22 protein-coding genes, 3 tRNA genes and 1 pseudogene are annotated in these 25,741 nt (G+C 41.7%); 8 read left to right on the forward strand and 18 right to left on the reverse strand.

The features are described 5' to 3' along the window. Window positions 1-515: 515 nt before the first annotated feature. From NWP25_RS12770 to NWP25_RS12780, 3 genes are all read right to left on the reverse strand, one after another. Window positions 516-3,170 (reverse strand): type I secretion system permease/ATPase, encoded by a 2,655-nt coding sequence (locus NWP25_RS12770; protein ID WP_280657711.1) that lies wholly within the window; start codon window positions 3,168-3,170, stop codon window positions 516-518. Then, a complete protein-coding gene (locus tag NWP25_RS12775; protein WP_280651586.1) occupies window positions 3,119-3,877 on the reverse strand; it encodes a peptidylprolyl isomerase in 759 nt (252 codons plus the stop codon). The genes NWP25_RS12770 and NWP25_RS12775 overlap by 52 nt, the downstream gene beginning before the upstream one ends. A gap of 509 nt (window positions 3,878-4,386) precedes the next feature. Beyond that, the gene (locus NWP25_RS12780; RefSeq protein ID WP_280699551.1) at window positions 4,387-5,205 is read right to left on the reverse strand and encodes a TIGR00297 family protein; all 819 of its coding nucleotides are present in this window, start codon (window positions 5,203-5,205) and stop codon (window positions 4,387-4,389) included. Between the two features lie 56 nt (window positions 5,206-5,261). Here NWP25_RS12780 and NWP25_RS12785 point away from each other — a divergent pair, with 56 nt between their 5' ends. Continuing rightward, window positions 5,262-5,693: a VOC family protein gene (locus NWP25_RS12785; protein ID WP_280651588.1), complete on the forward strand. Its 432-nt coding sequence runs from the start codon at window positions 5,262-5,264 to the stop codon at window positions 5,691-5,693. On the opposite strand, the gene NWP25_RS12790 is transcribed toward NWP25_RS12785, so the two are convergent. Next, the gene (locus NWP25_RS12790; RefSeq protein ID WP_280651589.1) at window positions 5,623-6,291 is read right to left on the reverse strand and encodes a lipase family alpha/beta hydrolase; all 669 of its coding nucleotides are present in this window, start codon (window positions 6,289-6,291) and stop codon (window positions 5,623-5,625) included. The genes NWP25_RS12785 and NWP25_RS12790 overlap by 71 nt on opposite strands. Before the next feature lie 243 nt (window positions 6,292-6,534). Here NWP25_RS12790 and NWP25_RS12795 point away from each other — a divergent pair, with 243 nt between their 5' ends. After that, window positions 6,535-6,957: a hypothetical protein gene (locus NWP25_RS12795; RefSeq protein WP_280651590.1), complete on the forward strand. Its 423-nt coding sequence runs from the start codon at window positions 6,535-6,537 to the stop codon at window positions 6,955-6,957. 494 nt (window positions 6,958-7,451) lie between these two features. On the opposite strand, the gene NWP25_RS12800 is transcribed toward NWP25_RS12795, so the two are convergent. The 3 genes from NWP25_RS12800 to NWP25_RS12810 all read right to left on the reverse strand — a co-directional run bounded on the left by NWP25_RS12800 (window position 7,452) and on the right by NWP25_RS12810 (window position 11,021). Beyond that, on the reverse strand, window positions 7,452-8,168 hold the full coding sequence (locus NWP25_RS12800; RefSeq protein WP_280651591.1) for a 16S rRNA (uracil(1498)-N(3))-methyltransferase: 717 nt from the start codon (window positions 8,166-8,168) through the stop codon (window positions 7,452-7,454). 107 nt (window positions 8,169-8,275) lie between these two features. Next, window positions 8,276-10,192 (reverse strand): sulfite reductase, ferredoxin dependent, encoded by a 1,917-nt coding sequence (sir, locus tag NWP25_RS12805; RefSeq protein ID WP_280651592.1) that lies wholly within the window; start codon window positions 10,190-10,192, stop codon window positions 8,276-8,278. 292 nt (window positions 10,193-10,484) lie between these two features. Next, entirely contained in the window at window positions 10,485-11,021 is a 537-nt protein-coding gene (locus NWP25_RS12810) for a hypothetical protein (RefSeq protein WP_280651593.1), read from the reverse strand. A 284-nt stretch (window positions 11,022-11,305) separates the two neighbouring features. On the opposite strand from NWP25_RS12810, the gene NWP25_RS12815 reads away from it, so the two are divergent. Continuing rightward, on the forward strand, window positions 11,306-12,256 hold the full coding sequence (locus NWP25_RS12815) for an ADP-ribosylglycohydrolase family protein (RefSeq protein WP_280651594.1): 951 nt from the start codon (window positions 11,306-11,308) through the stop codon (window positions 12,254-12,256). A gap of 57 nt (window positions 12,257-12,313) precedes the next feature. Here NWP25_RS12815 and cutA read toward each other — a convergent pair whose 3' ends face one another. The 3 genes and pseudogenes from cutA to NWP25_RS12830 all read right to left on the reverse strand — a co-directional run bounded on the left by cutA (window position 12,314) and on the right by NWP25_RS12830 (window position 14,449). Then, window positions 12,314-12,640: a divalent-cation tolerance protein CutA gene (gene cutA, locus NWP25_RS12820; RefSeq protein WP_280651595.1), complete on the reverse strand. Its 327-nt coding sequence runs from the start codon at window positions 12,638-12,640 to the stop codon at window positions 12,314-12,316. A gap of 5 nt (window positions 12,641-12,645) precedes the next feature. Then, window positions 12,646-13,647, reverse strand: a complete 1,002-nt coding sequence (locus NWP25_RS12825; protein ID WP_280651610.1) for a transposase — start codon at window positions 13,645-13,647, stop codon at window positions 12,646-12,648. Window positions 13,648-13,664: 17 nt separating this feature from the next. Beyond that, window positions 13,665-14,449: pseudogene (locus tag NWP25_RS12830) on the reverse strand (hypothetical protein). Window positions 14,450-14,701: 252 nt separating this feature from the next. Here NWP25_RS12830 and NWP25_RS12835 point away from each other — a divergent pair. After that, window positions 14,702-14,774 (forward strand) — tRNA-Arg (locus NWP25_RS12835). 154 nt (window positions 14,775-14,928) lie between these two features. Here the strand turns inward: NWP25_RS12835 and NWP25_RS12840 are convergent. The 7 genes from NWP25_RS12840 to ffh form a co-directional block, all read right to left on the reverse strand. Next, window positions 14,929-15,000 (reverse strand) — tRNA-Thr (locus NWP25_RS12840). A gap of 87 nt (window positions 15,001-15,087) precedes the next feature. Continuing rightward, window positions 15,088-15,173: transfer RNA gene (locus NWP25_RS12845), tRNA-Tyr, on the reverse strand. A 114-nt stretch (window positions 15,174-15,287) separates the two neighbouring features. Next, a complete protein-coding gene (locus tag NWP25_RS12850) occupies window positions 15,288-16,106 on the reverse strand; it encodes a DUF6816 family protein (RefSeq protein WP_280651611.1) in 819 nt (272 codons plus the stop codon). Window positions 16,107-16,459: 353 nt separating this feature from the next. Further along, window positions 16,460-17,410: a PhoH family protein gene (locus NWP25_RS12855; protein ID WP_280651596.1), complete on the reverse strand. Its 951-nt coding sequence runs from the start codon at window positions 17,408-17,410 to the stop codon at window positions 16,460-16,462. 149 nt (window positions 17,411-17,559) lie between these two features. Further along, a complete protein-coding gene (locus NWP25_RS12860; protein WP_280651597.1) occupies window positions 17,560-17,943 on the reverse strand; it encodes a KH domain-containing protein in 384 nt (127 codons plus the stop codon). A gap of 7 nt (window positions 17,944-17,950) precedes the next feature. Then, entirely contained in the window at window positions 17,951-18,217 is a 267-nt protein-coding gene (gene rpsP, locus NWP25_RS12865) for a 30S ribosomal protein S16 (protein WP_280651598.1), read from the reverse strand. Window positions 18,218-18,512: 295 nt separating this feature from the next. Continuing rightward, the gene (gene ffh, locus NWP25_RS12870) at window positions 18,513-19,970 is read right to left on the reverse strand and encodes a signal recognition particle protein (protein ID WP_280699572.1); all 1,458 of its coding nucleotides are present in this window, start codon (window positions 19,968-19,970) and stop codon (window positions 18,513-18,515) included. Window positions 19,971-20,350: 380 nt separating this feature from the next. Here ffh and NWP25_RS12875 point away from each other — a divergent pair, with 380 nt between their 5' ends. Both NWP25_RS12875 and NWP25_RS12880 read left to right on the forward strand, forming a co-directional pair. Further along, window positions 20,351-21,148 carry a PhzF family phenazine biosynthesis protein gene (locus tag NWP25_RS12875; RefSeq protein WP_280657701.1) on the forward strand — a complete coding sequence of 266 codons (798 nt, stop codon included), beginning with the start codon at window positions 20,351-20,353 and terminating at the stop codon, window positions 21,146-21,148. Window positions 21,149-21,232: 84 nt separating this feature from the next. Next, window positions 21,233-21,685 carry a DUF4332 domain-containing protein gene (locus tag NWP25_RS12880; RefSeq protein WP_280651600.1) on the forward strand — a complete coding sequence of 151 codons (453 nt, stop codon included), beginning with the start codon at window positions 21,233-21,235 and terminating at the stop codon, window positions 21,683-21,685. 14 nt (window positions 21,686-21,699) lie between these two features. On the opposite strand, the gene NWP25_RS12885 is transcribed toward NWP25_RS12880, so the two are convergent. After that, entirely contained in the window at window positions 21,700-22,314 is a 615-nt protein-coding gene (locus tag NWP25_RS12885; RefSeq protein ID WP_280657700.1) for a TetR/AcrR family transcriptional regulator, read from the reverse strand. A gap of 151 nt (window positions 22,315-22,465) precedes the next feature. Between NWP25_RS12885 and NWP25_RS12890 the strand changes: the two genes are divergently transcribed. Continuing rightward, a complete protein-coding gene (locus NWP25_RS12890) occupies window positions 22,466-24,073 on the forward strand; it encodes a M16 family metallopeptidase (protein WP_280699553.1) in 1,608 nt (535 codons plus the stop codon). A gap of 46 nt (window positions 24,074-24,119) precedes the next feature. Continuing rightward, the gene (locus NWP25_RS12895) at window positions 24,120-25,625 is read left to right on the forward strand and encodes a M16 family metallopeptidase (protein ID WP_280699554.1); all 1,506 of its coding nucleotides are present in this window, start codon (window positions 24,120-24,122) and stop codon (window positions 25,623-25,625) included. The last annotated feature ends 116 nt before the right edge of the window (window positions 25,626-25,741 follow it).

The following is a 25,741-nucleotide window of genomic DNA, read 5'->3' on the forward strand; positions in this document are numbered from 1 at the left end:
GTTGACTGTTGACTGTTAACTGTCCAAGTTGTGCGTCGGTGATACAAAATTTGAGCAATTAATGACTCTATTCTTAATAGACAATGAACTTTATCTGGGTAAAACGCAAAAATTGTAAATTTTTATTGCAGGATTCAACACTTCTGTTGAGAGGTTATCTGACCACTAATGCTTGTGTGCTGTGAGCTTTTGTTGTTATGTCTCTTCCCTTAGAGGAAGTGGAATTAATAGAAACAAGGTGCTGCAATTTTGGAACTTGTAGATTTTACAATTGGTTTACCAACTGTCTCTTTAGCAAAACAGTCCCATTTTTGTACAATCAATTAAATTTGGTTTGCAAGCTTTTCCCACAACTGCTTAACTTGCAAACTTTGAAAATTTTCCATAGGTGGTCACAGTTGACAGTTCACTGTTGACAATTAAAATTCATCAGTCACCAGTTGGGGATTCCCCCATACTCAACATTAAGTTGTTCCTTGCAGGGAACAACTTAATATATTCCTTTAGATCAATTACTAAATATTTGCTTGCTGGCGTTGATATAATGACCAGTACAAACCCTTTTGCTGCAATAAATCCAAATGAGTACCCCGTTCAGCAATCATCCCCTTTTCTAAAACTAAAATCAAATCAGCACCCTTGAGAGGAGCGAATCGGTGAGCAATTAAGAACACAGTGCGGTTAGCAGAAACTTTTTGTAAATTTTGTAAAACTTGCTGCTCAGTTTCACTATCTAAAGCACTGGTAGCTTCATCTAAAATTAAAATTGGGGCTTGAGACAGAAATAATCTTGCTAAAGCTATCCGTTGTCTTTGTCCACCAGATAAAGCTGTTCCTCTTTCTCCCACATTAGTTTCGTAACCGTAGGGTAATTGACTAATAAAATCATGTGCCACAGCTAACCTAGCAGCTTCTACCACCTCCTCAGCACTAATATCGGAATTCCCAAAGCTGATATTCTCTAAAATCGAACCGTTAAACAAAAAATCCTCTTGCAAAACCACACTAATTTGTTGGCGCAGTGAAGCTAAATCCGCACTTTTAATATCAAAACCATCAATCAAAATACGCCCTGATTCAATTTGATAAAGGCGTTGTAACAGCTTAGAAAGAGTACTTTTACCAGAACCACTGCGGCCGACAATACCGACAAATTGCCCTGGTTCTACCTTAAAAGAAATACCTTTTAGAACCGGCTCAATATGTGGTTGATACCGGAAGAAAATTTGCTCAAAACTAATTTGACCCTTCAAAGGTGGTAAAACCAAACCCGTACCAACTTCCGCCTCTGGAGCAACGTTGAGAATATCACCAATTCGGTCCACAGAAAGTAAAACTTGTTGCAGATTTTGCCATAGTTGCACCAAACGTAACAGGGGGCCCGTAACTCTTCCTGATAGCATTTGAAAAGCCACAAGTTGACCAATGGTTAAGTTTTGCTCAATAACTAATTTGGCTCCAAACCAAAGAATGAGCAACGAAGAAAAACTAGTCAGAAAATTACCAATATTACTGCTAATATTAGAAGTGGTGGAAGCCTTAAAACCCGTACGCACAAAACGAGCAAATAAGCCTTCCCAACGCTCCCGGGCCACTGGTTCTGCTCCATGAGCCTTAACCGAGTGGATTCCCGTGACGGTCTCAACTAAAAATGATTGACTATCAGCACTGCGATTAAAAGTTTCGTTCAGCCAGTTACGGAGAATTGGCGTAGAAATCATCGTCAAAGCTGCAAATAAAGGCAGCACCGCCAAAGCCACAAAAGTCAGTTGGATGTTATAATAAAACATCAATACTAAGTACACCACAGCAAAAATACTGTCTAAAATTACAGTTAATGCTGTACCCGTAAGAAACTGGCGAATTTGTTCTAGTTCTTGAACTCTGGCTATTGTATCTCCCACCCTTCGAGACTCGAAATAAGCTAAAGGCAAACGCATCAAATGGCGAAATAATTGTGCCGATAAGCTCAAATCTAAACGGCGGGCAGTATGAGTAAAAATAAATAGCCGCAGAACCCCCAACATAGCTTCAAATAAAGCTATTAACAACAAAGCCATCGCCATAACATCAAGGGTGGGCAAACTCTGCTGCACCATCACCTTGTCAATAATCACTTGGGTAACCAGTGGTGTCCCCAACCCTAAAAGCTGCAAGGTAAAAGACCCCAGTAACACTTCTCCTAGTAGTTTCCGGTACTTCCAAACAGCCGGAGTAAACCAACCCAAATTAAATTTTTCTTGATGGGATATCAGTTCAACCTGCCACACCCTCCCATCCCAGGCAGACTCAACCACCGACCGAGGTAAATTATCACAAGCATAATCATCATTTAAAGGATTCGCAACAATCAAGTGCGATTTCTTCATCCCATAGGCTACTACCCAACAAGGAGGCACTGATGAATCAGGCTGCCATCGCAGTATAACTGGAAACGACAACTGCCGCAAGTCATCCCAACCAACTCGCAATTTTCGCAATACTAACCCTAACTTTTCACCTGCTTCCACTAGATTTTTAGGGCTTTGTCCCCTCAGTTGGCGTTGCACCCATTCCAGGTTGACAGGATGTTCTAAATATTGCGCCACCATGGTTAAGCAAGCAGCACCCGTATTCAAATCAGAAATAAACGGATAACTTGATGTGACAACCTTCGCACATGGAATGAATTTCTCTGATTCTCCCCTCTCCTGAATCTTTTCTGTTTTCTTCGTTTCTTTGTCTGATTTTGCCCTTAGCCAAAGCTCCGCCATTTCAGAAGCGGAAACTTCCGCCCACAGTGACGTATCCCAACATAGTAATATTACTTCTTTGCTAGCAGCTACAGCTTTGTAATCTATAGCCAGCTCACATAAATCCCCAAACCAATCTCCGGTTTGTAGAGTTTCTAAAACCTGACCTTGTTTTTCTTCCCGCAAACGCACCTTACCAGTAAAAATAAAAAACTGATAACTCCCCGCTCCTGTTGACCAAATTTTTTCTCCTAGACCATAGAAACACACCTGCGCCTGATTTTGTAATTGAGATTTTTGTTCAGAAGTCAGAGAAGACAACGGCGGTTGATTCCAAGGTATGGAAGCTAAAGCATTTACTTGCAAAGATTGATTATCCAGAAATTTTAGCTCATTTGTACTTTGACTGTCAGCTTTTGAATTTTTTCCACTAGCCATTTCTCAAATAATTCATTTTCTAGTGCTTGTTTAATTTGTATATCCTCTAAAGACGCCGGTAAAAATTGTTCAACTCGAAATAAACCATAGCGTCCTTCCATTTCTATCGGCCCAACAACTTGTCCAGGATTTGCCATATCAATAACTGCTCTTAATTGATGTGGCATTGTTCCTCGGCTTACTAGCCCCATCATTCCGTTGAGAATTCTATCTTCTGTCAGTGAATATTCTCTTGCTAATTGCTCAAAACTACCTCCTTCTTCAATTTGAGTTTGTAGTTCTTCAGCTATTTCTCGATTTTCAACAACAATCCGGGAAACTATCAACCTATCTAAAAATATTTTACGTTCAATAAAGTATTCTGTAATTTTTGTTTCTGTAATTAAAACTTTCAGCTTTTCTAATTTAAATCCAAAAGCAATTGATTCATAAAAACTTGTGTAATCCGTACCATTTTTTTGTAACCATTCCTGAAAAATTTGGTGGTCATTTAGATGATTATTGATGCGGAAATCAATAATAGTTTGTTCCGTCAAACCAGGGCTGATTTCTATGTCGTCTCGCCTTTGTATTTCTTGTTCAATAACATACTGGCGGAGAATATCGCCAATGAAATGAGCTAATTTTCCAGAGGCTTGCAGATATTTTACCGCTTGATTTATAAAAATTGGCTGGTCATTTACTAGCAAAAATGATGAAGATTCCATGAACTAAACCCATAAACAACAGCTAAAGTTTTATATATTACAAAATAAATATTACTAATGTCACAATTGAACACCGTGTAAAATAAAAAAACAAAAAAAATCAACCACCGTCAACTCAAGATAAACCGAGTTACGTTAACACCAGAAATGTTGACTGTTGACTGTTGAGTTTCCAATTTGTGCATCGGTGATACAAAATTTGAGCAATTAATGACTCTATTCTTAATAGACAATGAACTTTATCTGGGTAAAACGCAAAAATTGTAAATTTTTATTGCAGGATTCCACACTTCTGCGTTAACACAAATAAAAATATTGGTTTTTTGACTAGTTTTTTTGTTAGTTTTTTGATTTGTTTGATTTTCATCTTATTTACTTTTAACTAAACTGTGTCGCAAAACCCGGACAATTAGCAATTTTAACTGTTGTATAGGTACAAGAAACCCACAGCACTAAACTCCCATGGAAAAGTACTTACAGCACCTTCTGGGAATGTCAGGTACAGATAATCATAAAACTTTTGTAGAAATAGTCACGGTCCAAATTAAGGCAAATACCATTGCGGCCACCGCCCCTATTAACGTGTTGAGAATATTTACTACTTCATTAGTGAGCCAGTCATATTTAGACTGCAATGTTGCGCCAATCACACTTTCTAAATTAGTAGCGATAAATGCTGCCAATACACACCAAAGTACTCCCAATAAATCCATCAAACCAACAGCCCAACCTACCCAAGCCATGGCCATCGCAGCCACCACACCAGCTAAAGTTCCTTCTAAACTTACTGCTCCCTCTGTACCCCGTGGTACTGGTTTTAGTGTGGTAATCAAAAAAGTCCGCTTACCGTAAGCTTTACCAACTTCGCTAGCAGTGGTATCAGCAAGTTTAGTGCTAAAACTAGCCACATAACCTAGCAACAGTAGCAACTTCAAACTGGAAACCAGGGATTGGTTGGTAGTTATCGTAGTTATTAATAATCCCCCATTGAGAATCCCCACTCCCAATGCACACAAAGCCCCAGTCAGGGCTGAACCCCAAACATTCTCCGGGCCTCTTGCTCCAGAACGCTTTTCAGCTATTCCTAGTGCTTCTTTTTTTGCCATCCCAATACGTGTTACACCAGAACCAACTAAAAAATAGAATCCTACCACCACATATCCTTGCCAACCGAGGGTTACCCAAATTAGTACTCCCAGTAACCAAGCGTGAAATATGCCGGCGGGAGTAAGTAGTTGTTTCGGTGCAATCCATACCAAACCCAATAAGACAGTATTTAGTCCTATTGCTACCAACCAGACCTTTGCAAAGTCAATAAAAAATAACATCAATTTAAAGTCTAAAATCTAAAATTATTTAAACATAACCAGCTCTTACAATTATCATGAGCCAAACTTTATTTCACCTAGCTTTTCCTGTTACTGACATTGCTAAAACTAAAGCATACTATGTTGATGCTCTAGGGTGCATTCCTGGCCGTGAAAATCCCCAAGCCTTGATTCTTAATCTCTACGGTCATCAATTAGTAGCCCACGTTACAAAAGAAACCCCATCACCCCAAAAAAGTATATATCCCAGACACTTTGGACTAATTTTTATTCACGAACACCACTGGGAGGAACTACTACAAAAAGCCTGTAACCAACAACTCATTTTTCGAGAATTACCCAAAAGTCGCTTTGTTGGTTCCACCTTAGAGCATAGTACTTTCTTTCTAGAAGATCCTTTTTACAACTTGATAGAATTTAAATATTACCGCCACCCAGAGGGGATTTTTGGTGGTCATCAGTATAACGAAATTGGTGATGGGGCTTAACTGAGTCCGCTAGAGCAGATGCTACAGCTGCACAAATCCTCCCATCGGTTAACATCCAAGGATGCAGTGCAACCGGCAATACCACTTCCTTTCCCATTGGCATTTGTGAACTATTTGCCGGAACAATCATCAAATCATAGGGTGTCCATATTGAAGTAAAATTGATTTGCCCTAACATTACAGCATCAGCATTTAAATCTTGGATAAATGGACTGTTAGGGCGCATTTGTAAGCAGCCGTAACGTTGAGAACCATAGGCAATCATGGTTCCATGATGAGGTGAAGAAATAGTGATAAATCTTTGTACTCGGTTAATTCCTCCTAGGCGTTGAACATAGTAACGGCCGACAATTCCCCCCATGCTGAAGCCGACTAAATCCATTGGTTCTTCCGCCCCAAAGGTATTGACGACATAATCGGCTACCTGCTGTGCCAAAATATCAAGACCGACACTTCCATTATTAGGGACTAGATCCAGGGTATACACACACCAACCCGATTGTCTGAGATAACTTCCCATTTTATTAAACACTGCTCCGGTGTCTTCAATGCCATGTATCAACAACACAGAGTTACGCCGTTGGTTTTTGCTGTTCATCTTTCAAGTTGGTCTGCATCAACAATTCTGGAGAAAATTTAACTGTGTAGCTTTCTTACGGTACTTTAGTTTAGAATCCCCTTGCCTTTAAGCAGGGTAGAGGTTAGGTACAGGTGAGGTGTATAATTATAAAGCTTGCAATCCCAATGACATAGCTGGCGCAAGCAAATGTAACCTTGTGTTTTGGTTTTTTTTGAACACCACGGTCAAGTATACAGATACATCAAGAGAGGGGAAATTCTCATGTTCGGTTTTATCAAAAAGTTAATCACCGGTATTCTGAGTTTCATCACTGGGTTGTTACCTGGGATTAAAGGTAATGGCTACTACTTAGAGTTAGACGAATCCACTGATGACAAAGTAACAAATAGTACATCTAATAGTACAAAAACTACAGCATCAGTAGCAGTAGATTCGCCGACAACTGCACCTATTCCTACACCAGTGACAAAGGTAGAATCATCACAAAAAAGTCAAGCAAATCAAGCTAAACCCGCCACAGCCCCAGCAGCAATCTCCAATGGTACAAAAACACCACCTGGGGAAACCACATTTGCACCTAAATATCTTGTTCCTTCAGCCTCTAGCTCTAATTTTCGTCGTCGTCCAGGTGCGAATATGAATTCTTACCTAGATATGGCTCGTAAAATGAAAACCTCCAACTAACTTCCTAGCAGAATCCACGGGTGGGAGACCTATTGACAGTCCCCACAGCTAAAAGCCGAGGGATTCTTGCTTCAAAAAAATTCCAATGAATTTACCCCCGCTAACGCGCCGCTCCGCTAACAGCAAGTATCTTCACCCTTTGCCCGAGGGCTGCAACATCGCGGTGGGTCTTGTATCCCCAACCTCTGTAACCATGAACACCCTCTCGACAACTGTTTTTTAACCCTTTCTATTGAAACAACACTACTCCAGAATGTGAAACAATTGTCCCTATTCAGCATCTAGACAATGCTTTTCAAGTAATCCTCTGGACAAACCAACTAAATTCAAATCCCCTACAAAGATAGTTTGAGCAGTATCACGCAGTATCACAAAGTTGATGTGCTACTTTCCAATGAAAGTCCTTTGTGGTACTAGAAATATGAATCATAATACCTTTGTGACCTGGGCATCTTGTCGCCTTGTATATACTCAGATGAAATGTGCTGTAAATGCTACAGCGAATATACTTCAGAGTTTGCGGAAATTAAGGTTAATGCCACTATTGGTGCTGTAACTGCTCGCAAGATACGACGACCAAGGGAAACCGGTTGAAATCCATTAGCTATGGCTTGCTCCATTTCCTTTTCCGTCCATCCCCCCTCTGGTCCCGTGGCAATGACGACTTCTGATGTATTTGATTTAACTACATTGTTTAAATGCTGATAATTGCCACGGGCTTCACAAATATAACGGTGTGTTGCTTTAGTGGCCGTAATCGCAGCGCTAAAAGCTACAGGTTCTAAAATTGTTGGTACAAATGAACGTTCTGATTGTTCAGCCGCTTCTGTGGCTATACGTCGCCAACGTTCCAGCTTTTGAGAACTGGGATTTAGTAAAGTGCGATCGCTTAATAAGGGAGCAATACAACTTACTCCTAATTCCGTACAATACCGGACTATTTCATCAAATCCGCTACCTTTGGGCAAGGATACCATCAGGGTAATTGCCAGGGGTAGTTCTGTTTCTACCGTTAGAGTTTCTAAAACCTGGGCTTGTTCTCCTTGTAACTGAGCTAACCACCATTTCCCTCCACCGTCCATGGCAATAAACCGATGGCCTTCACGTAATCTTAACACTCGTGCTAGATAATGCTGTTGCTCTTTACCCAAAATAATCATACTGCCTTGAATTTGAGAAGGTGCGATCGCAATTCTTTGTAGTTGCGCCATGCTAAATTTAATTACCTGAAGTCAAAGGTATAAAATAAAACCCACTCTCCATTAACCCTTATCGAGAGTAGGTAAACATCGAAGTACAAAGTTATGATTTATATGATTTACGCCAGATTCCTAAAATAAGCTTCTAAAGCTTCGTTCACCAATTCAGTCATTGGCCTGTTTTGGCCATTAGCTAGTTGTTTTAGCTGACCATATACCTCATCCCGAATACTAACTCGATGTCGTGATTTACTTACACTATTAGTTGGAGGTTCGTAAGTAGCCGCAAATTCCCGCAGTGCATCAAAACCCAGGCGATGGCAAAAATCACCAAAGCTTTCCTCATACTCCCGAAAATTCTTAAAGTAAACAAATATCGGCTCTAAAAAACCTTCTAGGTCATTATGATGTAGCTTATTTATGTAAGGTTGCGCCAATCTTGTTTGATCTGGGGAACCTCCTAGCCAAACCTGGTAACATTCCGGAGCGCTCCCCACAAAACCTAATTCTGCTATGTAGGGACGAGCGCAGCCATTGGGACAACCCGTCATCCTTATCACAAAATGTTCATTTTGTAAACCAAGCTTATTCAAAAGCGCGCGAATTCGTTCCAAAATACCAGGTATTGCCCGTTCTGATTCCGTGATAGCCAAGCCGCAAGTAGGCAAAGCTGGACAAGCCATTGCATAACGCACCAAAGGCTCAATAATATTGGGGTCATCAGCAACACCACAACCGTGCAAAATTTCCTGAATGGCTAATTTATTTTCCGGCTCAATATCGTAAAAGATAATATTTTGGTGAGGTGTCAAGCACATAGGTAAATTAAATTGCTCGACAATTTTCCGCAAGGCAGTTTTCAGTTCAAATGAACCTTCATCTTTAACACGACCATTTTCAATAGAAATCCCCACAAATAACTTACCATCACCCTGTTCATTCCAACCGAGGAAATCGTAATATTTAAACTCTGGCAGTGGTTTAAAGGGTGCCACAGGTTTACCAAAATAATCCTCCACTTGCGCGCGGAAGGTATCTACACCCCACTCATGAATTAAATATTTTAATCTCGCATGACGACGGTCAGTGCGATCGCCATAATCTCTTTGGGTAGCAACAATCGCTTTAATCAAATCATAAACATCATCTTTGTCTACATAGCAAATTTCATCTGCTACCCTAGCAAAAGTTTCTTCTTTATTATGTGTTCTGCCAAAACCGCCACCGGCGAAAACATTAAATCCTTCCAATTCTCCCTGTTCATTAGTAATCACCACTAAACTCAGGTCTTGGGAATATAAATCAACTGAATTATCACCAGGTACGGTCACGCAAATCTTGAACTTGCGGGGCATATAGTAAGTGCCATAAATCGGTTCTGGACTGTTGTGAATAATAGTACCAGTACCATTACGCTGTCGTGCCGCTTTCACCTCCGGGCTTTCTTCGCCACTAATTATCTTTTCGCCATCCAACCAAATTTCGTAGTATGCACCAGTTTGGGGTGTCAGCAAATCAGCGATATTATTGGCATATTCCCAAGCATACTTATAATCCGAGCGATGCTTGAAAGGCGCCGGTGGAGCCATCACGTTACGGTTCAAGTCACCGCAAGCACCCAAAGTTGAACCCATATTTTTTACTATACTGGCGATGGCCGCCTTGAGATTCTTTTTTAAAATCCCATGCAACTGAAAGCCTTGACGTGTAGTAACCCTTAACGTGTGGTTCCCGTACTCATCAGACAAATTATCTAAAGCCAGATATAACTGGGGTGGTATAAACCCAGCTGGATTTCTAGTGCGCAGCATAAACTGATAATCTTTCTCCTGTCCCTTGACGCGATTATCGCGGTTATCCTGCTGATAGGAACCATGAAACTTCAGAATTTGTACTGCTTCTTCACTAAAATGAGTTGTATCTTCAAGGATTTGGGTAGCTACAGGTTCGCGTAAAAAATTACTTCTTTCCTTGAGGCCTTCTACCTTAGAAGGCTGATCACGATTAGCAATGGGGGCAGGAGCAGATTTAACCATCAGAATTGTTCTAGTATTCTCAATAAGGCATCGGTAAAAGCCGAAGCATTTTTCCGGCTGGGTAATTCCCGGTAATTTGGTCGGCAATAAAAGTAATAATCTTATTTTAACACGGCAAAAAGCCGACTTTATCAGTGATTCAGCACTTCACAAAACAAAACCGACCTTTTGAACAAGTTTTACTTAACCCAAACCAAGGATTTTTGCAGCAAACTCATGAAACTTAAACATAAAACACCTATAGGTGTGTCTATAAGTGTAGAAGTTTATCTATTTATCTATCAATTAGGAATTACCTAAAGCGATAACCTAAACCGCCATTGATACTAACAGCAGCAGCCGAGCTATTTTCATAAGCCCTGATTCCGAGTTTGGCATTAGTATAAACCAGGAAATTATTAGCAACTTCCCTTTCCACACCCGCACCCACTACTACACCATCCTTATTACCCAAAGGAGTAGACAAGCCATTTTTTTCTACAAAAGAATAACCGCCAGTGATAAAGGCGTTAGTACCATTGGCAATTGCCAAATCTAAGGAAACTTCTGGAATAACAGCAGTGGTCTCATCATTCCAAAGAACATTCCCCCGGGCGGACAACGGTGTATTTCCCAATTTCACACGGCCTGTCAGATTACCACCAAAATTGGCAGCATCACTGTTTTGCCCACCATTAGTAACACCAGCTGCAACCCCAGCACCAACATAACTGGCATCCGTACCCCTTTTTACTTGAGCAGAAGCTTCACCTCCATTAATAATAAAAGGAGCAACTATTAAAGAAGACAATGCAGATATTGCCACAAAAGACTTGAGTATATTCTTCATAATCTGGAAAAACTTTGTATGTTTCACTTATATATTCAAAGTCGAAAATACTTTGAAAATGTTCCGGTTAATTTTGAATCTTTTTTGGCATTCTTCTCGGCATTGATGCACAGATTTTACAACCTGATAAAATTTTGCATAAATATGGCAAATAAAATAGTTAATTAATACCTGCTATCTGACTTTTTACATAGAATAGAATCGGAGGCTGTAGCAGATATGGCAACAACATTAAGAAGTAATCTATAAAGTTAAATTTTGGTAATGCTCATGGAGAGTAAATAATGCTAACCGCTACAAAAACATTGTCTGGTTTGATGGGTTTATGTGTCGGTGATGCCTTGGGTGTGCCAGTTGAGTTTACTAGCCGCGCTGAAAGAATGAAATCTCCAGTGACAACAATGCTAGGTTATGGCACATGGAATCAACCCCCAGGAACTTGGTCAGATGACAGTTCCTTGACATTTTGCTTGGCAGAAAGCCTCTGTAGAGGATATTCATTAGATGCCATAGCCAATTCCTTCTGGCGTTGGTACAAGGAAGCTTATTGGACTCCCCGTGGCAGCCTGTTTGATATTGGTCAAACCACCCATGAAGCAATTATGCGCCTTAAACAGGGAATATTACCTCAACACGCAGGAGGTAAAGTAGAAAATAGCAATGGCAATGGGTCTTTAATGAGAATTTTACCTATGGCTTATTGTTATCAAAACCTAACCCTACCAGAATTGATAGTGCGGGTGCATGATGTTTCTGCCATTACCCACGCTCATATGCGATCGCAAATGGCCTGCGGCATTTACATTACCATTGCCCTAGCCCTACTCAAAGGGGCGAACCTAGAGACAGCCTATTTAGAAGCATTAGAAAAAATCCAATCACTTTATTGTCAGCGGGAACATATTTTAGAAAAGCCCCATTTTCGCCGAATATTCAGCGGTGAAATAGCCAATATCCCCATAGAGGAAATTAACTCTGGCGGATATGTGATTGATACCTTGGAATCATCACTGTGGTGTTTGTTAAACACTTCATCTTACCCCGAGGCAGTACTAAAAGCCGTCAACTTGGGAGGAGATACAGATACCACTGCTGCCGTAACTGGGGGGTTAGCAGGAATTTACTATGGAGTAGAAAATATTCCCCCACAATGGATCAAAAAAATTCCTCGCAAAAGAGACATTATTAACTTGGCAGAGCGTTTTGCAAAAGCCATTGACGCTCAGATTGTTTAAATCGCCCCACCCCCTCCCGGCCAAGGGAGGAGGGAAAAAGGCGTTCTCAGACAACTGCTAAGGTTTAACCTGCCCAGAAATCCATTGCAAGTAGGCTTGGGAACCGGCAACAATAGGTAAGGCGATAATTTCTGAAACCTCGTAGGAATGGAGTTCACGAATTTTAGCTTCCAGAGACGAAAATATCGCCAAATCAGTCTTGATTAGTAACTGCCACTCATACTCTTTGTATATTTCTCCTTGCCAAGCGTAAATTGAATGGATAGGCAACAAACTCACACAAGCAGCTAACTTAGCTTCCACAAGGGCATTTGCAATTTTCTCTGCCTCCTGCCTGTTGGCAGTTGTCACCAGTACTACACCATAATCAGCAGGTATCTCCATAACTTTTAAACCATAGACAGAGAATAAACCTGACCATCAATCAACAGTCGCGTAATACCCTTGGCTTGCAGATGAGTACTAGCTTTTTGCAAAACTTTACTGTCAGGAACTTTAATCACGCGATCCCGCTTAGTAGAAAAGCGCTTTGCAACCCGATGGTTATCAAACACTGGCAAAGTTTTTTGCAGGGTTTCTAAATTAGGGATTTGACCCAAATCACCAAAATCCTTAAGTGGTCGGGTAATTAACTCAGAAGACCTATCGATAACTAAATAACAACTTTTCGGCAACTGTGCTGCGGAAAATGGCAAGACTTGAACTGGCGCTTCACTTAACCTTCGTCTTGCAACTAAAGGCATTACCTCCTCTGAGTCTTCCTCTTCGTCCTCGTAATCTTCGTCGTAATCTTCCTCCAACTCATCTTCCAAATCAGACAACTCTTCTGATTCGTCTAGCAACTCCTCTCCCAGCATTTGAGCAATAACACTTGCTTCCGTATGTTCCACCTTAAAACTAGGACGAGCAACACTGGTCATCTCCCGTTGCTTAGGCTCCAATATTTCCAATCGCTTTACCGGACGCAGCTTTGGTTTTTCTTCCGCCGAAGAGCGTCGTCGAATTCTTCTGATTGAAGAAGTGAATTCCTCCTCCTTCTCCTCCTCAGGTAGCTGTTCTTCAACCACTTGCTTCGGCGGCAAAATATCTGGTAACCTCAACCGAGGAGCCACTGTTTCCTGCACCGGCACTTCTTTCTCCGGCTCTTTTTCTGCTTGCCTTAACAAAGGCAATTGTTCATAACTTACCTGAGCCCTACCTTCAGGAGTTCTGGCAGCACGTTTAAGAGAAACGAGATATTCGTATTCATCTTCTGGTAACGTACTTTTGAGTAAACGACTAATTGTCGAGTTACTCACACCATAGCGTTCTGCCAAAGTTGACGTTGTTTCGGCAGTTTCTCGATATAACTTCAGGATTTCTTGTTTGTCAGGATCTGTTAGTTTTCTCACGGTAGACACCAAATTTCCTAAGCTCGTTTACCCCCGCACTCTCGTCGAATTCGGCTCAATAATGCTTCATCTCCGAGAACAGCGCCCATACCAAATAAAACTCCACTAAATACCCAAAACACTTCTAGTATCTCCCCACTTTAATAGTTTTGCCCTTGAGCATATTTAAACTCCATATCTGCAATGTAGAGCTAAAACGCCTCCGGTGCAATCATTCTTTATGACTGGGAAACTCCACCCCCCAAAAAGCCAGTGGCAAAGTTATAGCAATAATTAACACAAACACATCGTTAACTACGTAAAACCAACTCAACATAGCAACCAGGGCCCCTGAGGGTGTTGTTTGTTCTCTGCAAATCCACCATGCCAACACACTAGCAAATAATGCAATTGCCGAACCTATCAGCAATTGCCATTTTTCTAAATTAAGTCCTCTGGAACCTACATATGAAATCATGCCTATACCAAAAGAAATATAAGTCAGTACAAAAAAGATATCGCCAATAGATACATCTGGTTCTTCATTTAAGATTATTTCTATGCAACCGAAAAATGTCCCTCCCAACAAATAAGAAGACATACCAACAGCAATTGCGAGCCAAACATTTCGGCTACTAACAATTTCCAGGCCACGCCAATTCTTCAAGCATAAAACATCGGCACCCAACTAAGCCAAACCTTTAAAAATATTTGTACCAATCACGTACCAATCAGCACGTTTTTCCATAGCATCTACTTCTGGAACCTTGGCACTAAATAATAACAAGTATAGCAGTACCAGCAACACCCACCCCATGGACATCCAGATGATATTGCCACTAAAAAAGCAGGAGATTGAGAAAGATGTGCCCTTTTCTAAGAGCTACTCATAACAATGGACTAAGTAAATGCACTCAGGACTATTTTGCCGTTGTAGACCAGGCATCTTGCCCGCCTAAATCCAATGTAAATGTGAACATAAAAATCAAACCTTCTGGAATTTTTATTTGCATCTTGGCACAATATCAGGATATAATTCGGAAAGTAACTCCTCCAAGAGTTGCCAATTTCGATTGGGCGCGTAGCTCAGTGGATAGAGCCACGGATTTCTAATCCGTTGGTCGCAGGTTCGAACCCTGCCGCGCTCGTCTTTACCCAATGCAAACCTGTCAAAGGTAGTTTACACCACAAAATTACGTTCAAAGTTCCCCCCTTCCAGGGATATAGATGTACCCAAGGAGGGATCACTGGGCAAAACACCCGAAACCGTTAACTACCTAATCTTGACAGCACAGTGCAAAAAGCCCGTGACGAGGATTGAACTCGTGACCTCACCCTTACCAAGGGTGTGCTCTACCACTGAGCCACACGGGCAAAACCAAACCTGACATTTTTGAGTAACGAGCTACAAAGGCGCGAAAAAACCAATCACTTAGCCGTTATAGCTCACTACCTTAAAAGTGGTGGGCCGGGCTGGATTTGAACCAGCGTAGGCGCTAGCCAACGGATTTACAGTCCGTCTCCATTAACCACTCGGACACCGACCCATTTCTCTCACGATTACTAATCTTATCACCATATTTTAGAAAATGCAAGTGTTTTGCAAAAAAAAATTTTTGCCCCCGTGGAACAAATCTGTACAATACCCAAAAACATAGACCTTAATTAACTGGGTAATGGGTAGTTGATAGTACAGGGCGTGAAAATTCCAACCGATAGCGATAAAGAGCCACTGGACGAGAACCTGCGGTAAAGTAATCTGGATCTTGGGGTGAAAGATAAACAGCAGTTATTTGATCTGCCACAACTGCCGGCTCAGAAGTGGAAAGTTTCTGGTATGCCGTAGTCGATTCCACCACATTGAAGTAGGGAAAAGAACCACCTTTAAATAGTTGTTGAAATACTTCCGAACTGATAAACTTATCCTCCGAGGGTTTTTCAGTAGCCCTGGCTGTAATAATAGAAACTAATTGACGGTCACCACCTAAAAATGTAATTTGCCTATTGGGGGAGTCGGGGTCTACCTTCACTGATAACACACCTTCCTCACCTAAATAAGCTCTTGCCAAATTTAAGCTATTAAATGTTCTATCTGCCACTAAATTAGCTGATGGACTCAGTATTTTCGGCAGCAATGGCAACAATTTTAACCCAGGAATCCAAGGCTTGACTTTGATAAAACGAACCAGAAAACTTACAGGCTGATTGAGTTGTTGGCGATTAGATTCAAATCCAGGAGTGACAACATCCGGAGCTAAAGGTGCAACCAAATCTACCAATGTACTTGTAACTTGCCACGAACCTGCCATCCAATCAGGATAAACCAAATCCCCCTCAGCAGGTCGCACCGAAGTGAGTTGTTCCCATTCAGGAAAATTTGCTAATCGTTGAGATAATTCTCCCGCCATTGCTGTCCCAGCCCATCCTACTAGACAGCAAACAACTAAGCCAAAACTCCAAATTGCCCTCATCGTTAGTATAAATTTTACTTGCATTAACCAAAAGTATAAAATTAATTATAGTGATGCGAGGTTGAAAGCAGATAAACCAATCACACCTAATTGTCTATAAGTTAGGGTTTTGCTCTTAAATCACTGCATCTAATGATTGAGCCAGTAATTTTTCTACTTTGGCATTTTGCTTAAGGTCACTCCACACTTGACATTGCTTAAAGCGCCGAAAGATATCATCTACACGGCTTTTTAATAATGCAGTTGTTACTGACTGAGATTCCTGGTGAATTTAAGGAAAGATTATAGGCGACTGAGCATCCCTATGAGGCCAAAGTCTCACCCAGGGTTTTAAAAACGAGTCGGTTGAGTGACTGACCAGCTTAGTTTAATCTTTCGTAAGCAGCAACAATACGCTGAACCAATGGATGGCGTACAACATCCTGCTGAGTAAATTCGCAAAAACTAATACCTTCAACATTCTTGAGAATTTGTAAAGCTACTGCTAGTCCTGATTTTTGGTTCACGGGTAAATCTGTTTGTGTTGTGTCACCCGTAATCACCATCCGAGAACGGAAACCCAAACGAGTTAATACCATTTTCATCTGAGCAGGTGTAGTATTTTGGGCTTCATCTACAATGACAAAAGCATGATTGAGAGTGCGTCCTCGCATATAGGCAAGTGGGGCAACTTCAATTACACCACGTTCCATTAAACTGGGGACTTTTTCTTGATCAATGAATTCATAAATAGCATCGTAAAGTGGACGGAGATAGGGATTAATTTTCTGCTGTAAATCTCCGGGAAGAAAGCCTAGTTTTTCCCCCGCTTCCACCGCAGGACGAGTTAAAATCAGCTTTTCCACTTGGTTACTCAGAAGTGCTTGCACAGCAACCACAACCGCGAGATAAGTTTTACCTGTTCCCGCCGGGCCAATGCAAAATGTCAAGTCGTGCTTACGTATATCATTAATGTATTGTTTCTGCCGAAAGGTTTTGGCACGGATTTCTTCACCGCGACGAGTTTTAGCCAAAACATCTCGCTGCAATTCCTGAAGTTCATCTTGTCGATGGCTATCCAGAGCTTGACGCGCTGTTAAAATGTCCGCACTAGAAATACCATTGCCCTTCATCCAGATTGCTTCAAGCGATCGCACTAATTGAGCAGCGAGACGCTTTTGTGCTTCCGTACCACCAATGTGTAGTTCTTGCCCACGCAAAACCAAGCTAGCTCCTGTTTGTCGGGATAAGAATTTGAGATTTTCTTCTCTATCACCAGCCAAAGCAATGGCACTCGGAATATTAGGCAGCTGAATAATCAAGGCATCTGCCATAAGTATTTATTCTTGAATTTCTTTCACTAGAGTTTTTGACAACAACGGCTATGGGATTTTTAATTGAGAATTTTCCACTAAACTTTTGAGAACCAACCAAAATATCTGAGCGGAATTGACCACAGCCGCTCAGATATTCTCTTGGTTAACTAACGAGTTCGGGGTTTGACAACTGGTTTAGGTATGTTTACAGTTTTGTCTGGCGTTTTGGGTTCTGGCGATCGCTCTTGGTGATCGTCCTCAGAAGACATTCCCTCTCGTCCCAAATTACTGCCGTACATATCCACGTACACTGATTGTCCAGCAAGTCCTGCTGCCGCCGCAATGACCGTTCTGATAGCCTGAATATTGCGTCCCCCTCGACCAAACACTTTCCCCTTATCTTTACTGTCGAAGGCAATGCGAATCCAAACCCGTTTAAGCGTGTGAGAAACTTCACAATCAACACTTAAACTTTCTGGAGATTCTAAAAACGGCTGCATCAAAAACTTAACCAGCCCCACATAGTCAGGACTAGTTTTTGGGGATCTCATACCAGCATTAAGATGCAGTTTGGTTTGTGGCACTGACCTGTTCAAAAACATTGGCTTTTACTAAAATGCTACGGACGGTATCAGTGGGTTGAGCACCTTGTTGTAATCGCTTGACGATACCGGGAACATCTAGTCGCACTTCATCAGTTCTGGGATTGTAGAATCCCAGCTCTTCTAGGGGACGGCCATCGCGGCGAGCAAGGCTGTTAATAGCGATAATGCGGTAACTTGGTTCCCGCTTTTTGCCGTATCGCTTCAGGCGCAATTTAATCATGGTTGAGAACTAATTCTCCTATTAGTTGATACTGAAATGCTAATTCTAGCACTTGCCCAGCATTTCCCGCTATGAATAATTGACCTGCCCCATCAACCCTATACAAGTCCAGAGGGACTATTATCCCGCAACTAAATTTTGTAGCTTCCTAATCTAATTGGCATTTAAACTCATGAAAACCACAATCAGCAATAACTCAAGCTAATTTGTGATTTGATAGCATCCCAAAAACCCTTAAACTTTCTACTAAAGGTAGTTTTTTATACACATCATCTTTCTGGAGATTCTTCATTTTCTAAAGATTGCCAAAGCCCTTTCTCTTTTTATCTTTGCTCTTTTTCTTTTTGGCACCAGCGCCATTGTTATAACCCCGCCATCCAGGGGCAGCCGGACGATTAGCAGCACCAGCAAAAGCATCACCCATACCGCCGAACATTCCCGGCATTCCAGGCATTTGACCTTGGCCCATTTGCTGCATAAGATTCCGCATTTTTTGGAAATCAGCCACCAGCTTACTCACATCTGGCTCTTTGTAACCAGATCCCTTAGCAATTCGCCGCCGCCGACCGGGAGAACTTGCCAATAAATCAGGGTCTTGGCGTTCTTGGCGAGTCATAGAATTAATCATTGACTCGCACCGCTTCAGCTGAGTTTCTCCCTGCTTCAATTGCTCATCTGAAATTTTGTTCATTCCGGGAATCAACTTCATAATTCCTCCCAGTGAACCCATATTTTTCAACAAACGTAACTGTTTGAGAAAGTCATTAAAATCAAACTTGGCTGACAGGATTTTATCCTGCATTTTCTCAGCATCTGCCAAATCAAATTCTTCCTGGGCTTTTTCCACCAGGGTCAGAACATCACCCATCCCCAAAATCCGCGAAGCCATGCGGTCAGGATAAAAAGGTTGCAGAGCTTCAACCTTCTCCCCTACCCCCACAAACTTAATGGGCGCTCCCGAAATCTTTCGTACTGACAGCGCAGCACCACCACGGCTATCACCATCTAATTTAGTCAGAATCGCCCCAGTAATACCGATTTGTTCATGGAAAGTACGGGTGAGATTTGCCGCCTCTTGACCAGTCATGGAATCCACCACCAGCAAAGTTTCATCAGGTTGCACAGTAACTTTAATGCGGGCTAGTTCCGCCATCATGTCTTCATCAATTTGCAGACGACCCGCCGTATCAATAATGACTGTATTAATACCTTCTGCCCTAGCACGTTCCACACCCTGACGGGCAATTTCCACAGGGTCGGCATCGCCACCCAACTCAAAAACCGGAACCTCAATTTGTTTACCTAAGGTTATCAGCTGGTCAATAGCAGCTGGGCGATATACATCCGTAGCTACCAACAAACAGCTACGCTCTAATTTGCGTAAATGTAAAGCTAATTTAGCGGTGGCCGTAGTTTTACCAGTCCCTTGCAACCCAGCCATTAACACAATTGTGGGTTTTTCTTCAGCTTCCGCCAAAGGAACATTTTCTGCCCCCATTACCTGCACCAACTCATCGTAAACAATTTTGATGAACTGTTGGTCAGGTCGCACACCAGTAAGGACATCAGCACCTTGTGCTCTGGTTTCGACTTCGCTAATAAAATCCTTAACTACCTGGAGATTCACATCGGCTTCCAACAAGGCGCGACGCACTTCCCGCAAAGCGTCTTGAATATTGGATGTCGAAATTTTGTCTTGTCCCCGCAGTTTCTTCCAAGCACTTTCTAAACGTTGAGATAAAGCATCAAACATAATGTAATTACAGGTAATTCGCCAATGATTCACCCTGAACCGCCCAGCCTAAAACCTTCTGGGTCGATCCAGAAACTTCGCTAAAGTTTTAACGTGCTATTTACAGCTTAGTAGTTTTCATCCCCCTTGAGCAAACACATACCCTTCGTTATCGAGGCGGTAAACCGTCCTTTCTTGTTGGCGGGGAAATTGCGGAAATTGCCGCTTCCCCACCACAGAATTCACCCAAAATTAATTAGGCTAGCTGGTTTTTATCTGCGGTGGTATACCGATTCAGTGAGAAAATTGGAAATGTCTAGCATGGTTAAACCCAGAGAGTCCCCGAGGTAAACCCAAAGATACGCCGAGTCATTAGTTTATTTTACGTTGAGGTCGAAGTAATGGGACAGGTTATTACTCAGGTTGATGCTTTTACTAATATGTGTTTTGCAGGTAATCCCGCAGCAGTCTGCGTTTTATCTGAATCTCAGGATGATACCTGGATGCAGAGTGTAGCCCAGGAAATGAATTTATCTGAGACCGCTTTTTTGATCAAACAGGATGATGGTTTTAGTCTGCGTTGGTTTACACCGACAGTAGAAGTACCTCTTTGTGGTCACGCAACCTTGGCTAGCGCCCATGTACTTTGGTCTCAGGGGTATTTGTTACTGGATGAAGTTGCTCGTTTTTATACTAAAAGCGGTGTTTTAATTGCTCAACGTCAGGGCGAGTGGATTTTGTTAGATTTTCCAGTGAATTTCTCTGAAGTTACAGTCCCCCCTGGTGAGTTAAGCACAGCTTTAGGTGTACCCTGTAAATCTGTACTCCAGAATTCCTTAGGGTATTTAGTAGAACTGGAGTCTGAACAATTAGTACGACAAATGCAGCCTAATTTTCAACACTTGAAAAAATTACCTCTAGCTAACGTGCTTGTTACTAGTCAAACTGATCCTCATTCTGAATATGATTTTGTTTCTCGCTTTTTTGCCCCACAATTAGGTATAGATGAAGACCCAGTAACTGGCGCAGCCCATTGTTGTCTAGCTCCTTTCTGGCGCCATCGCCTCGGTAAAGATCAGTTTGTGGCCTTTCAAGCATCCCGTCGCGGTGGAGTTGTCAAGGTGTACTATCCAGGAGGCCATCGCGTATTTCTCTCTGGACAAGCAGTAACCGTTATGCGTGGCGAATTATTTACTTAAAAAACTCAGCTTCCCTCAAGGTTTATCTGAATTTAATAAAAACGTTAAGATTAAATTCAAGCCAAGCCATCATCAACCGTTGCAATGCCTGCTAAATATCCCAGTAAAAAAAACTCTCATATAAGACCTTGTAACTGGCCAATTGAGCAATTACCAGGATTAAATCATGAAGAACAAGCCCGACTGCAAAATTCTGGGATTGCAACTACAAAAGAACTGATCCAACAAGGTAAAACACCGGAAACTAGGGTAAATTTAGCAAACAAATTACAGGTTAATCTTCAATACGTGAATAAATGGATTGCCTTGGCCGATTTGGCGCGTATTCCTGCCATAGGACCGGAATATTGCGGTTTATTGCTGCATTCAGGTATCGCTTCTGTAGCACAACTAGCTCAAACCCCCACCCACAGATTACACCAACAAATTATGCGCCTACAAGTATCAACAATGCAACGACGAGACTTGTGTCCAGCCATGGACGTAATTCAACAATGGATTCAACAGGCAACAATATTACAAAGTTTTGACTCCTAATCAGTCTTAATATATTAATCTTTAACCAACACACCATTGAGAAAAATATCAGCTAATCCTTCTGCCATTTGCTGCATTTCTTGGGGGGAAGCATCTGGCGACATCACAGTACTGTCAGAAAAACCTGCGATCGCAAACATTCCTAAAAAAACCTTAGCCACCAATTTAGCATCAGTTTGACGATAAATGCCCTTATCCATTGCCGTTTGAAAAAAAGCTTCAGCCACATCAGTCATTTTATTAATCACCTCTACTTGAATCCGATCGCGTAAATCTGGATGAAACTGCACCTCCATAAAACAAACCCGCATCAAATCTACATTTTTGTGTAAATTCCACATCCTGCGGCGCATTACTTGGGCAACAGCCTTATAACTACCCATTTCGCTCAGTTCAGTCAGCAAATCTGTGAGAACATCCACCCAGCCACTCGTAGCTACTTCCACTAAAATCGATTTTTTGTTGGCGAAATGACGAAACAAAGTACCTTCAGCAACACCTGCGGCTTGGGCTAAGTCCCTGGTGGTGGTACCATCAAATCCCCTAGAGGCAAACAACTTCTGTGCCGCCTGTAAAATCCGCGTACGTGTTTGTGCTTCTGAAGGGTATGGTGAATTAAAAACTCGCATAGCAATAACTGTGTAATCTTCCGAACCCGATTTGTGTCATTATTGTCTAACGTCAAAGACCAAAAGCATACAAAGCTTAATACAAGATTAACCCTCTGTTCGTTACTTAGCATATTTCTTAGGTTGTGTAACTTGAATTTTGTGCTCCCTTATGAATCAGCCTAGTCGTTCAATTTTAAATTGGTCACATCAATTCACCATCACATTCCGTCGGCTCTTCATCATCTTTATGGTAGTCGTAGTTTTCTGGTGGGGATCACTTCCAGACACAGCTTTAGCCCAAACTCAAACTGCAAATCCTCCCCAAACCACACCAGAGCCAAATTCCATTCAACCCTACTTAGATCGGGTAATTCAGCAATTGACCGAATTTCGCCTGGACAATGGTTTAAAGTTCATAGTTTTAGAACGCCATCAAGCACCTGTAGTGTCCTTTGTTACTTATGCTGATGTAGGTGGAGTAGATGAACCAGATGGTCAAACAGGTGTAGCACACTTTTTAGAACACTTTGCATTTAAAGGCACAACGCGCATCGGTACAAAAGACTACGAAGCAGAAAAAATTTTACTAGCTCGCTTAGAACAACTAGATACCCAAATCAAAACAGCCAAAGCTAACAGCAAACAAGATGATCTAGCTCAATTGCAAAAAGAATTTGAGCAAGTAGAATCTCAAGCAAACAATCTCATTCAACAAAACCAACTGGGGCAAATTGTCACCCAAGCAGGTGGTGTAAACTTGAATGCTACCACATCATCCGAAGCAACTAAGTACTTTTACAGCTTTCCCGCTAATAAATTGGAACTGTGGATGTCACTGGAGTCAGAACGATTTTTAGAACCTATCATTCGCCGTGAATTTTACAAAGAAAAGGAAGTAATTTTAGAAGAGCGTCGGATGCGGGTAGATAATTCGCCTATCGGTATGATGGTAGAGCAATTTGTGGATAATGCTTTCACAGTCCATCCCTACAAACGGCCAGTAATCGGTTACGAAGAAGATATCCGTAATCTCACCCCAGAAAATGTGCAAAAATTTTTTGAAAATTACTATGTACCCAGTAATTTAACCATTGCTATTGTCGGAGATGTCAATGCCGATGAAGTCAAAAAACTGGCAAAAATTTATTTTGGGCGCTATCAAGCCAAACCCAAAGCAATAACAAACATTCCCGTTGAACCACCCCAAACACAAACAAAAGAATTTACTTTAGAACTACCTTCTCAACCTTGGTATTTACAAGGCTATCACCGCCCATCAGTTAGCCATCCCGATGATGCAGTTTATGACATTATTAGCAGTTTATTAAGTAATGGACGCACATCACGTTTGTATAAATATTTAGTAGAACAGCAGCACTTGGCATTAGATGCTCAGGGTTTTAGTGGTTTTCCTGGCAATAAGTACCCAAATTTAATCTTGTTTTATGCTCTAACCGCCCCCGGTCACACAGTAGACCAAGTAGCAATAGCCCTAGAAGCAGAAATTGACAAATTGAAAACCGAACCTGTAACAGCAGCTGAGTTACAACGAGTCAAAACCCAAGCACGAAGGAGTTTATTACGTAGCCTTAATTCAAACATGGGTATGGCACAGCAGTTATTAGAAGCAGAAGTAAAAACAGGTTCCTGGCGAAATTTGTTCAAGCAATTAGATCAAATCGCGTCGGTAACAACTGCTGATATTCAACGAGTGGCTAAGGCGACCTTTGTACCAGAAAACCGCACAATTGGCAAGTTGTTGTCAAAACAAGGATAAAAAGTTCAACACCAGAAACCCTGACGATACGGAGACTAAAAAGCCCATGCCATTAAAAATTTTCAATCTTCAATTCCGGTTTGCCAAGGGTCAGGCAATATTTTATGGTTTGATTTTTGTTGTTGCTTGTTTATTGGTCAGTTTTAACTTTTCCTTGGCAGCAACAGCAGCAGCCAAGCATTACACTGATTTAGAACTGCCACCCCTACCTGAAATTAAGTTACCCAAATACGAGCGATTTGTGCTAGAAAACGGCTTAGTTGTCTATTTGATGGAAGATCACCACCTCCCGTTGGTAAGTGGTATCGCTTTAGTCCGGACAGGCCATCGCTTTGAACCCAATGAGCAAATCGGCTTGGCCAGTTTGACTGGAGAGGTAATGCGGACAGGGGGAACTCAAAAACATTCTGCTCATCAGCTCAATGACATATTAGAACAACGGGCTGCTATTGTCGAAACCAGTATTGGCACAACTTCAGGTAATGCTAGCTTTGAATCACTCAGCGAAGATTTAGAAACCGTGTTTGATTTGTTCGCTGAAGTGCTAAGAGAGCCTGTATTTGACCAAAAACAATTAGATTTAGCGAAAACTCAAGGAAAGGGTACTGTTGCCAGACGTAATGATGATCCAGATAATATTGCCAATCGGGAATTTCAAAAGCTAATTTATGGCCAAGACAGCCCCTATGCCCGCACAATGGAGTATGCAACGTTAGATAACATTTCTCGTCAAGATTTAGTACAGTTCTACCAACAATATTTCCATCCTAACAATATGATTTTGGGGATAGTAGGCGATTTTAAACCCCAGAAAATGCGATCGCTCATCCAAGCTAAATTTGGCAATTGGCAATCCCATACCCAAATTACTCACCCCCAGCTATCAGAAATAAAACCAGCTCATACAGGGGGTGTATTTTTTGTCCATCAACCACAACTAACCCAGAGTAGCATACTCATGGGCCACCTCGGCGGTAAATTTGACAGTCCTGACTATGCAGCCTTAGATGTATTGAACGGAGTATTAAATGGCTTTGGTGGACGCTTATTAAATGAAGTGCGATCGCGCCAAGGTTTAGCTTACTCTGTCTATGCCTACTGGAGTGCCCGCTTCGACTATCCAGGAATGTTCATTGCTGGTGGACAAACGCGATCAGATGCTACTGTGCAGTTTGTCCAAGCCTTACAAGCTCAAATCAAACGCATCCAAACTCAACCCATCACACCACAAGAACTAGCTTTTGCCAAAGAATCTACCCTTAACTCCTTTGTATTCAAATTTCAAGACCCCAGCCAAACTCTATCACGATTAGTGCGATACGAATATTACGGCTATCCAGCTGATTTCTTATTTCGCTATCAAAAAGCCGTAGCAGCCACAACAGAAACCGATGTGCAACGAGTAGCACGACAATACCTCAACCCAGACAAACTAATAACTTTGGTAGTGGGGAATCAAAACGCTATCAAACCCCCACTGACACAGCTAGCTGCATCAGTAACCCCAATAGATGTGACAATTCCCAGCCCCCAAGCACAAGCCCAAAATTAAAACTCACCCAGGGACGCGATGTATTACGTCTCTATGCGTCTCTAAAAACTCAACATTAGCAACTCCTACTATTATAAAAACCTTGCTTTTTAAGACATAAGTACTATATTTTTGTC

It is taken from the genome of Umezakia ovalisporum Ak1311 (assembly GCF_029891685.1).
Taxonomy (GTDB): Bacteria; Cyanobacteriota; Cyanobacteriia; order Cyanobacteriales; family Nostocaceae; genus Umezakia; species Umezakia ovalisporum.

What these genes read in the sequence shown, in the direction of transcription:
- NWP25_RS12770 (WP_280657711.1), bottom strand. Translation starts at nt 3,170, where the DNA reads ATGGCTAGTGGAAAAAATTCAAAAGCTGACAGTCAAAGTACAAATGAG.
- NWP25_RS12775 (WP_280651586.1), bottom strand. Translation starts at nt 3,877, where the DNA reads ATGGAATCTTCATCATTTTTGCTAGTAAATGACCAGCCAATTTTTATA.
- NWP25_RS12780 (WP_280699551.1), bottom strand. Translation starts at nt 5,205, where the DNA reads ATGTTATTTTTTATTGACTTTGCAAAGGTCTGGTTGGTAGCAATAGGA.
- NWP25_RS12785 (WP_280651588.1), top strand. Translation starts at nt 5,262, where the DNA reads ATGAGCCAAACTTTATTTCACCTAGCTTTTCCTGTTACTGACATTGCT.
- NWP25_RS12790 (WP_280651589.1), bottom strand. Translation starts at nt 6,291, where the DNA reads ATGAACAGCAAAAACCAACGGCGTAACTCTGTGTTGTTGATACATGGC.
- NWP25_RS12795 (WP_280651590.1), top strand. Translation starts at nt 6,535, where the DNA reads ATGTTCGGTTTTATCAAAAAGTTAATCACCGGTATTCTGAGTTTCATC.
- NWP25_RS12800 (WP_280651591.1), bottom strand. Translation starts at nt 8,168, where the DNA reads ATGGCGCAACTACAAAGAATTGCGATCGCACCTTCTCAAATTCAAGGC.
- sir (WP_280651592.1), bottom strand. Translation starts at nt 10,192, where the DNA reads ATGGTTAAATCTGCTCCTGCCCCCATTGCTAATCGTGATCAGCCTTCT.
- NWP25_RS12810 (WP_280651593.1), bottom strand. Translation starts at nt 11,021, where the DNA reads ATGAAGAATATACTCAAGTCTTTTGTGGCAATATCTGCATTGTCTTCT.
- NWP25_RS12815 (WP_280651594.1), top strand. Translation starts at nt 11,306, where the DNA reads ATGCTAACCGCTACAAAAACATTGTCTGGTTTGATGGGTTTATGTGTC.
- cutA (WP_280651595.1), bottom strand. Translation starts at nt 12,640, where the DNA reads ATGGAGATACCTGCTGATTATGGTGTAGTACTGGTGACAACTGCCAAC.
- NWP25_RS12855 (WP_280651596.1), bottom strand. Translation starts at nt 17,410, where the DNA reads ATGGCAGATGCCTTGATTATTCAGCTGCCTAATATTCCGAGTGCCATT.
- NWP25_RS12860 (WP_280651597.1), bottom strand. Translation starts at nt 17,943, where the DNA reads ATGAGATCCCCAAAAACTAGTCCTGACTATGTGGGGCTGGTTAAGTTT.
- rpsP (WP_280651598.1), bottom strand. Translation starts at nt 18,217, where the DNA reads ATGATTAAATTGCGCCTGAAGCGATACGGCAAAAAGCGGGAACCAAGT.
- ffh (WP_280699572.1), bottom strand. Translation starts at nt 19,970, where the DNA reads ATGTTTGATGCTTTATCTCAACGTTTAGAAAGTGCTTGGAAGAAACTG.
- NWP25_RS12875 (WP_280657701.1), top strand. Translation starts at nt 20,351, where the DNA reads ATGGGACAGGTTATTACTCAGGTTGATGCTTTTACTAATATGTGTTTT.
- NWP25_RS12880 (WP_280651600.1), top strand. Translation starts at nt 21,233, where the DNA reads ATGCCTGCTAAATATCCCAGTAAAAAAAACTCTCATATAAGACCTTGT.
- NWP25_RS12885 (WP_280657700.1), bottom strand. Translation starts at nt 22,314, where the DNA reads ATGCGAGTTTTTAATTCACCATACCCTTCAGAAGCACAAACACGTACG.
- NWP25_RS12890 (WP_280699553.1), top strand. Translation starts at nt 22,466, where the DNA reads ATGAATCAGCCTAGTCGTTCAATTTTAAATTGGTCACATCAATTCACC.
- NWP25_RS12895 (WP_280699554.1), top strand. Translation starts at nt 24,120, where the DNA reads ATGCCATTAAAAATTTTCAATCTTCAATTCCGGTTTGCCAAGGGTCAG.